An 8,146-nucleotide genomic window follows, 5' to 3' on the forward strand; every position below is an offset into this window, starting at 1 on the left:
CCGCGCCGTGACATCCGATGGTTCCGGGCCCGTCCCCGGAACTGCCGGCCACGCGCCGGGAAAGCCTGCCGGCCAGGTTTCCGGAAGGCCCGACGGCGAGTGGCAGCGCGTGCATCCCGCCTCACCGTTCATTCGTGGCTGGGTGGCACTGGCCGCCATCTGCTTTTTCTTTGGCCGCGACATCTTTGAAAGAATGCTGCAGGGCCGCCCCCTCCTGGACGAGTTGTACGAGGGGCGGGTGCCGTTCCTGCTCGCCGGCGGCGGGCTGGTCCTTCTGCTCTCCGTGCTGGGGTTCATCATGACCTGGTACTTCACCCGGTACCAGGTCGCCGAGGGCTACGTCCGCGTGAACACCGGCTTCCTGTTCAAGCAGCAGCGCCAGGCCCGGCTGGACCGCGTCCAGGCCATCGACATCGTGCAGCCCCTGCTCGCAAGGATCTTCGGCCTTGCTGAACTCAAATTCGAGGTGGCCGACGCCGGCGAATCAGCGGTGCGCCTCGCCTACCTTCGGGTCGACGACGCCCGCCAGCTGCGGGCCACCATCCTGGCCCGGGCCGCAGGGCTGGAACCGGACCCGGAGCGCCCGCAGGCAGCCCTGCCGGAGGCGCCGGAATACGCGGTCCTGTCCGTGCCGCCGTCGCGCCTGGTCGGTTCGCTGCTCCTCAGCGAGCAGAGTTTTTTCGTGGTGCTCGGCGCGGTGGCGTCCGTGGTGCTGTCCGCCGTCACTGAGAACCGCGGCTTCTATTTCTATCTGATCCCCGCCGCGCTGGGCCTGGCCGCGGCCTACTGGGGTTCGTTCAACAAGGGCTATAACTTCACTGCCGCCATCTCCCCGGACGGGATCCGCCTCCGTTACGGGCTGCTGGATACGCTGGCGCAGACCCTCCCGCCCGGCAGGATTCAGGCGCTGAAGGTGACCCAGCCGCCGCTGTGGCGGATTTTCGGCTGGTACCGCATGCAAGTGAACGTGGCCGGCTACGGAAACGCCGGCAGCAACGGGGAGGGCGCCACACGCACCACACTCCTGCCCGTGGGCCTGCTGGACGACGTCATGAGGATGCTGTCCCTGGTGCTCCCGGACCCGGGCACCCCGGAACCTGTACGCGTGTTTTCTGCCGGCCTGACGGGGCTGGCGCCGGCGGGGGAGCGGTCCGGCGCGGAAGCGGCTCAGCCCGGAGAGGCCGAGGGCGGGTTCGTCACCAGTCCGCGCCGTGTGCGGCTGCTGGCGCCGCTCGGCTGGCGACGCAACGGCTTCACCGCCACGGCCACTGCGCTGCTGATCCGCTCCGGCCGGGTGTGGCGCGAACTCGTGGTGGTTCCGCACCAGCGCACCCAGTCGATGGCCCTGCACCAGGGGCCGCTGGCTCGGCGCTTCCGGGTCGCGGACCTTGTCCTGCACACCACCGCCGGACCGGTGTCGCCCCGGCTCATCCAGGCCGGACTGGACGAAGCCCGCGCCCTGTTCGATGCCCAGGCCGCGCGGGCCCGGGAAGCCCGCAAGCGCCAGACCAGTGAGCAATGGCTCGCGCAGGTGGCACAGACCGCACCGGCCGCGGTCGCCGCGGTCGCCGCGGTGAGCGAGGCCGGCGCGACCGGCGAGGCCGCGCCAGCCGATACCCCGCCGGCCGGGCCTGGCCCCGAAACCCCGGATCTCCACACGCCCCATCACCGGCAGGACCAGCAGAAAGGCCCGGAACATGGCTAAGCCAGGACGTCTCGGCATCGGAATCATCGGGGCCGGCAAGGTGGGTGCCGTCCTGGGTGCGGCGCTCCGCGCTGCCGAGCACGCCGTCGTCGGGGTTTCCGCAGTTTCGGAGGCGAGCCGCGAACGGGCGGACAGCCTGCTGCCCGGGGTGCCGGTGCTCGAGGTGCAGGACATTGTGGAACGGTCCGAGCTGGTGCTGCTGGCCGTTCCGGATGACGCGCTCGGCGGACTGGTGGATGGCCTCGCGAAGCTCGGCGCCTGGCAGCCCGGACAGCTCGTTGCCCACACGTCGGGCCGCTTCGGCGTGGGGATCCTGCGTCCGGTGCGGGCCGCGGGCGCCGTCCCCCTCGCCCTGCACCCCGCCATGACCTTCACCGGCATGAGCCTCGACCTCACCCGCCTGCTGGACTGCACGTTCGGGGTCACGGCCGATGCTCCGATGCTGCCCATTGCGCAGGCCCTGGTGGTGGAGATGGGCGCCGAGCCGGTGGTGATCGCCGAGGCTGACCGCACCCAGTACCACGCCGCCCTGGCGCACGGTTCGAACCACATGGTCACGCTCGTGGCGCAGGCCTCGGAGCTGCTGCGTGAAGTGGGGGTCGAAGCCCCCGAACGCATGCTGGGACCGCTGCTCCGCGCCACGCTGGAGAACGCCCTGGCCTCGGGCGAAACCGCACTGACCGGGCCCGTGGCCCGCGGCGACGTTGGCACGGTGGCCGCCCACGCCGAGGCACTGCGGGAAAACGATGCGGGTGCCGGCGGCGATATTCTGGAGGCCTACCTGGCAATGGCCCGGGCCACGGCACGCCGCGCTGAAAGCCGCGGGCTGCTCAAACCGAAGCAGCTGGATGACATCCGGGCAGCCCTGGACGCTACGGACGACGACGGCCCGCAGGCCACTGGAGGAGACTGACTTGGCGATCAAACTCGTAACCACCGCAGCAGAATTGCGGGCTGAAAGCGCGCGGCTGCTGACGGAGAAGCAGGGTTCCTCGCAGGGCCTGGTTCCCACCATGGGCGCGCTGCACGAAGGGCACGCCAGCCTGGCCCGCACCGCCGTCGAACAAAACGACGTGGTAGTGGCCAGCATCTTCGTCAACCCGCTGCAGTTCGGCGAGGCCGTGGACCTGGACCGCTACCCCCGGACCCTTGAGGCGGACCTGCAACTCCTCGACGCCGAAGGTGTGGACCTGGTGTTCGCACCGTCCGTGGAGGAGGTCTATCCCGGCGGCGAACCCCTGGTCCGGGTGACGGCGGGCCGCCTGGCGGAAAAATGGGAAGGCGCTTCACGTCCCGGCCACTTCGACGGTGCACTCACTGTGGTGGCCAAGCTGCTGCATTACGGGTTTCCGGGGGCAGGGCTGTCGGGCGGCGGCGCCTTTGTGACCGGTGCCGGTGCAGGCCTGCCGGCCTACCGCGCCTACTTCGGCCAGAAGGACGCCCAGCAGCTGGCACTGGTGCGGCGGATGGTGGCGGACCTGAATTTTCCCGTGGAGATCGTGGCCGTTCCGACGGTGCGCTCCGCTGACGGGCTGGCTTTGAGCAGCCGGAACAGGTTCCTCTCGGACGAGGAACGCGATGCTGCCCTGGTCCTGTCCCGGGCCCTTCGGCTGATCGAGGGGCGGGCCAACGCGCACGAACCCCTCGACCTGGAATCCGCCCAGGCGCTGGTGGAATCCCAGCCGCTGGTAGGGCTCGACTACTTCGACGTCGTGGACCCGGCGACCCTCGAGCCCCTGGCCGAGAACTGCAAGGAGACTCCCTTCCGCGGGGAAGGCCTGGCCATCATTGCAGCCAAGGTGGGCCCGGTCCGGCTGATTGACAACGTGCCGCTCAGCTCCTGAGCGCGGCGGGGACCCACGATGGAGAGGGCGCTCCCGAATAGTTTTTCCAATGACGGGAATTACCCCGCGGGATACACTGTTGCAAACTGCAGCGACGCAGCTCGCCGGAAACCACATCACATCTCTCTGAGGGAATCTCCATGTCCACAGACGTCTCTTCCAATGCCCACGGTGATCCCGTGCAGGCCCGGCCTGCAGAGGGAGCGCTGGCCGCAGCTCCGGCGAAGATGTCCCGGGAATCCGTCACGATCATTGTCACGCTGCTGGTTGCCACGTTTGTGGTGATCCTCAACGAGACCATCATGAACGTCGCCCTCCAGCGGCTCATGGTGGACCTGGGTGTTGACGCTCCCACGGTGCAGTGGCTCTCCACGGGTTTTATGCTCACCATGGCCGTGGTCATCCCCACCACCGGGTTCATCCTGCAGCGCCTCTCAACGCGCGCGGTGTTCATGCTCGCCATGGGCCTGTTCTCGGGCGGCACGCTCCTGGCCGCGCTGGCCCCCGGCTTCGAAATCCTCCTGCTGGCACGCATCGTCCAGGCCGGCGGAACGGCCATCATGCTTCCGCTCCTGATGACCACCATCCTCACGCTGGTCCCCCTGGAACGGCGCGGCGCGGTGATGGGCAACGTGAGCATCGCCATTTCCGTGGCACGGGCCCTGGGCCCCACCGTGTCGGGGATGATCCTTGAGCACTTCTCGTGGCGCTTTATGTTCGTTTTCGTCCTCCCGATCGCACTCGCATCGTTCGCCATCGGAGCGCGTTATCTCACGAACATCGGCGAATCCGAGAAGACCCGGCTGGACATCCTGTCCGTACTGCTGACGGTCCCGGCCTTCGGCGGACTGGTGTACGGCCTCAGCCAGATCGGCGGCGGACACGGCGGCCAAAGCGGACCGGGAACGACGGCGGTCGCGGCCCTTGCGATCGGCTTGGTGGCCATGACGGCTTTCGTGTTCCGCCAGCTGAAACTGCAAAAATCCGACGGCCCGCTCCTGGACCTGCGGGCATTCAACTACCGGATGTTCACGGTGTCCGTGTCGTTGATGGTCGTGGCCATGATCGCCCTCTTCGGCGCCGTCATCCTGCTCCCGCTGTACCTGCAGGAAATCCGGGGACTGAAGTCCCTGGAAACCGGCCTCGCACTGCTGCCCGGAGGCCTGGCCATGGGTCTGCTCGGACCGGTCATCGGCCGCGTCTTCGACAAGGTGGGCCCGCTTCCGCTCACCGTCTCCGGCTCCGTCATGATGGTGCTGTCCCTCTGGCAGTTCTCCCTGCTGAATGCCGAGACGGCCGTCTGGTGGATCGTGGTGCTGCACGTGGTGCTGAGCCTCGGCTTGGCGCTCCTGTTCACCCCGGCGTTCACCACCGGGCTCAACCCGCTGCCGCCGCACCTCTACTCGCACGGCTCGGCCACCATGAGCACGCTGCAGCAGGTCGCCGGTGCGGCCGGAACTGCGCTGCTGGTGTCGATCTATGCAGTGGTGTCGGCCGGATCAGGCATCGTCGCAGGCATGCACGCTGCGTTCCTGACGGCGGCCCTCATAGCCGTCGCCGCCGTCGTGCTTTCCGCGATGATGCGCAAGACGGCCGGAGCAGAACACCCGGTGCCGGCCGCCCACTAAGCACTGACCCGTTGAGCGCGAACGGACACTTGAGGCCCTCTTCCCGGGGCCGCAAGTGTCCGTTCGCGCTTTAGGACGGCGCGCTTTAGGACGGGGGCCCCGTCAGCCTGCGAAGAACTCGCTGAGCTCGGTGATCAGCTTGTCCGGCGCCCGGTTGACGCCGTCGTGCCCCGCGCCCTGGAGGATCGTGTAGCTCGATCCGGACAGGACGTCGTGGATCTGCCCGCACGCGATGCCGAAGTAGGCCGGGCTCTTCTCGCCGACAATAATGAGTGTCTCCAAGGGCAGCGCCAGAAACGGCTCCGCCGGCATGTCCGCAGCGATGATCGCTTTGATCTCGCGGACGCCGGCTTTCATCAGCTCCCGCATCTGCTTGCCCACCGGGGTTCCGGCGGTGAGCTTGTTGGCCAGGGTCAGCATCGAGAGCGGCATCCGTGAGGACAAGGCCCCGCCGGTCTCAAGGCCCCTGATGAGCACGGCAAGGGCGCGGTCGTCGTCGCCGGCCGCCGAGGCGCGTTCGTATTCCGCGATCCAGTCCGCCTTGACGCTGTGGTTCACGGAGACGGCGGGATCGTAGACCGCCAGCCGCTCCACCGGCAGCGTGCGGGCCGCATGCAGGGCCACGGCCCCGCCGAAGCTGTGGCCGAAGACATCCGTGCTGGCCGTATGCTTCATCACGGTGTCAAGGTCCCGGATGTCGGCGTCCAGCGTGTAGTCCTCTGCCTGCGGGGAGGATCCGCCCCGCCCGCGGCGGTTGAATGTGTGCACCGGCCGGCCCAGCGACGCACTCAGCTTCTGCGCAAAGCGGGTGTAGTCCGCGGCGGTCACCATGGAGGCCTGAACGACGACGACGCCCGAGCCCGCCGAAGCCAGCTCGGCCCCGGTGGTGTAGAGATCCAGCGTTCCGCCGTCGGGTGTTTTGATGTTCTCGCGCGTCATGTTCCGAGCCTACCCGGGGCGGCAGGAACCGCACAGCAACGGGGCGGGCCATGGGGGCAGCCGGCAGGAAATCCCCAGCAGGCGGTCAGCGCTTGTAGTAGGCGGAGATGTCGGTGACGAGTTCCTTCACGGCGGCCGGGATGGAACCGTGGAAACCTTTGGGAGAAAGCTCATAGCTGCTTCCCGGCACGGCGGCGTGAAGGCGCTGGGCGGTGATCTTGTAGTAGCTGGGGCTTTTGCCGCCAGCCATGAAGTGCGTGGCGGCGGGGAGCGCGCTGAAGTCCCGGGCATGGTCGGCCTCGTTGTAGGCGGCCCGCAGCTCTTCCACGGCGCTGGGCATGACCTCGCTAAACATCCTGTTCAGCTTGGTGCGGGACACGAGGGCCATCAAGCCGGCAAGGACCGGTTCGGGGATCCTGGCCATCGCCGATCCGGGCTTCGTTGCCTTCTTCAGGTGGGCCAGGGCATGGCCCACCTTGCCGTTGTTGACGGCTTCTTCAAAACCGTCCAGCCAGTCGGTGTCAATGCTGCCGTCGATGTTCACGGCGGCGTCATAGACGGCAAGCTTGTCCGGAACGTAAGAGGTACCCGTGAACTGCTGCACCGCGTTCAGCGCCACGGAACCGCCGAGGCTGTGGCCGAAGAGGTTGCGGGCGCCGGTGGCATCCATGATGGTCCGGACGTCGGCGATCTCCGTGGCCATGGAGTAGTCGGCGGGCTGCGGGGTGGAGTCGCCGCGGCCGCGCCGGTCGTAGACGTCCACCGCCCAGCCGTCGCCCAGGCCCTTGGACAGTGCCTCGGAAAACGGCCGGTAGATCAGTGCGGTGAGGAAGGCCCCGCCGATCACCACAATCCGGCGCTCACCCGGGGCATCCACGGTTCCGTAACTGTACAAAGCCAGCCGGCCGCCGTCGTGCGTGGTGATGAGCTGCTGCTCCACTGATCCCTGTCGTTCACGGGTTTCCTTCACGGGCCCATCCTAAAGCGGTTGCCCAGCGGGTGCCGGGCGGCGCGGATTCGCCGGAGCCGCAGGTTGACGTCGTTGGCCAGGAACCGCGCGGTGGTGAGCGCCAGCCGGTGCCCCGGGCGGAGCGGACCCTCATGGAGCTGGCCCGGCACCAGTGCGAAGTCGATCGCCGGCACTGCGGCCGCGAGCTGGCGGCCGGTTTCAGCGAAGTACGACGGGCTCCAGCCGCCGCTGAGCATTAGGGTGGGTGCGGTGATGCCGGTGAAGTCCTCAAGGGCGGCGTCGGCGTTGAGGACTGCCCGCATTTCGGCGACGGCGGTGGGCAGCAGCTGCCTCATCTCGGCGCCGAGGCGGGTCCGGGCGGATAGGATGCTCAGCATGCGCAGGGCGCCGAGCGGGAGTTTGGAGACCGGGCCGGCGGTTTCGAGGCCCTGGACGAGGTGCGCCCAGGCGTGGTCGAGCTGTCCCGCCGCCATGGAGTATTCGAGTTCGGGACGCCACCGGCGGCTGAGGCTGCCGGACAGCGAAACGGCGGCGTCGTACGTGACCAGCCGCCGGATGGGTTCGGTGCGGGCTGCCTGTAGTGCCACGAAGCCGCCGTAGCTGTGTGCGACGACGTCGGTGGAGCCGGTTGCCCGGATGATGGTCGCGAGGTCGCTGACTTCGGTCGCCGCCGAGTAGTCGGCCGGTTGCCCCGAAGAGCCGCCGCGGCCCCGCCGGTTGTAGGTGTGGACGGGCCGCCCCAGCAGGCGGCCGATCTTCATGGCGAACGGCCGGTAGAGGGCGTCCGTCACCAGGGTTCCATGAATTACGACGACGCCGGGCTGGCCGGCGCCGCCAGGGTCACCAGGTGTTTCGCCCCCTGCGTGCAGGGCGGGCACCGCAGCAGGGCTGAAGGAATGCACCTCAAGGTGACCGCCGCCGTCGTCGTCCGTCCTGATCGTCCGAATCTCCACAGCCCCGAGTCTATTCCCCTCCCTCCTTCGGGCTCCTTCCTGCGACTTCCCCGCGAGTTTTTGTCCAGATAATGGCTCCAAAAGCGCGGCAAAGTCATACGGTGGGA

Annotated in this window: 7 protein-coding genes; 4 read left to right on the forward strand and 3 right to left on the reverse strand. The window is 68.3% G+C overall.

What is annotated here, in order from left to right:
- The first annotated feature begins 7 nt into the window (after positions 1-7).
- The 4 genes from J7I92_RS17905 (at position 8) to J7I92_RS17920 (ending at position 5,177) form a co-directional block, all read left to right on the forward strand.
- Entirely contained in the window at positions 8-1,705 is a 1,698-nt protein-coding gene (locus J7I92_RS17905) for a PH domain-containing protein (RefSeq protein WP_214842735.1), read from the forward strand.
- The gene (locus tag J7I92_RS17910; RefSeq protein WP_214842714.1) at positions 1,698-2,618 is read left to right on the forward strand and encodes a Rossmann-like and DUF2520 domain-containing protein; all 921 of its coding nucleotides are present in this window, start codon (positions 1,698-1,700) and stop codon (positions 2,616-2,618) included. Before J7I92_RS17905 ends, J7I92_RS17910 begins: the two co-directional genes overlap by 8 nt.
- A gap of 1 nt (position 2,619) precedes the next feature.
- Positions 2,620-3,549 (forward strand): pantoate--beta-alanine ligase, encoded by a 930-nt coding sequence (locus J7I92_RS17915; protein ID WP_214842716.1) that lies wholly within the window; start codon positions 2,620-2,622, stop codon positions 3,547-3,549.
- A gap of 140 nt (positions 3,550-3,689) precedes the next feature.
- Positions 3,690-5,177 (forward strand): DHA2 family efflux MFS transporter permease subunit, encoded by a 1,488-nt coding sequence (locus J7I92_RS17920; RefSeq protein WP_214842718.1) that lies wholly within the window; start codon positions 3,690-3,692, stop codon positions 5,175-5,177.
- A gap of 102 nt (positions 5,178-5,279) precedes the next feature.
- On the opposite strand, the gene J7I92_RS17925 is transcribed toward J7I92_RS17920, so the two are convergent.
- The 3 genes from J7I92_RS17925 to J7I92_RS17935 form a co-directional block, all read right to left on the reverse strand.
- A complete protein-coding gene (locus tag J7I92_RS17925; protein ID WP_214842720.1) occupies positions 5,280-6,116 on the reverse strand; it encodes an alpha/beta fold hydrolase in 837 nt (278 codons plus the stop codon).
- 85 nt (positions 6,117-6,201) lie between these two features.
- Positions 6,202-7,056, reverse strand: a complete 855-nt coding sequence (locus J7I92_RS17930; RefSeq protein ID WP_214842738.1) for an alpha/beta fold hydrolase — start codon at positions 7,054-7,056, stop codon at positions 6,202-6,204.
- 26 nt (positions 7,057-7,082) lie between these two features.
- Positions 7,083-8,039, reverse strand: coding sequence for an alpha/beta fold hydrolase (locus tag J7I92_RS17935; RefSeq protein ID WP_214842722.1), 957 nt, complete (start codon positions 8,037-8,039; stop codon positions 7,083-7,085).
- Positions 8,040-8,146 lie beyond the last annotated feature (107 nt).

The organism is Arthrobacter sp. ISL-72, assembly GCF_018613755.1.
GTDB lineage: Bacteria > Actinomycetota > Actinomycetes > Actinomycetales > Micrococcaceae > Arthrobacter.

Excerpts from the sequence above, each read along its gene's own strand:
- J7I92_RS17920 (WP_214842718.1), top strand. The coding sequence starts at position 3,690 with ATGTCCACAGACGTCTCTTCCAATGCCCACGGTGATCCCGTGCAGGCC.
- J7I92_RS17925 (WP_214842720.1), bottom strand. The coding sequence starts at position 6,116 with ATGACGCGCGAGAACATCAAAACACCCGACGGCGGAACGCTGGATCTC.
- J7I92_RS17910 (WP_214842714.1), top strand. The coding sequence starts at position 1,698 with ATGGCTAAGCCAGGACGTCTCGGCATCGGAATCATCGGGGCCGGCAAG.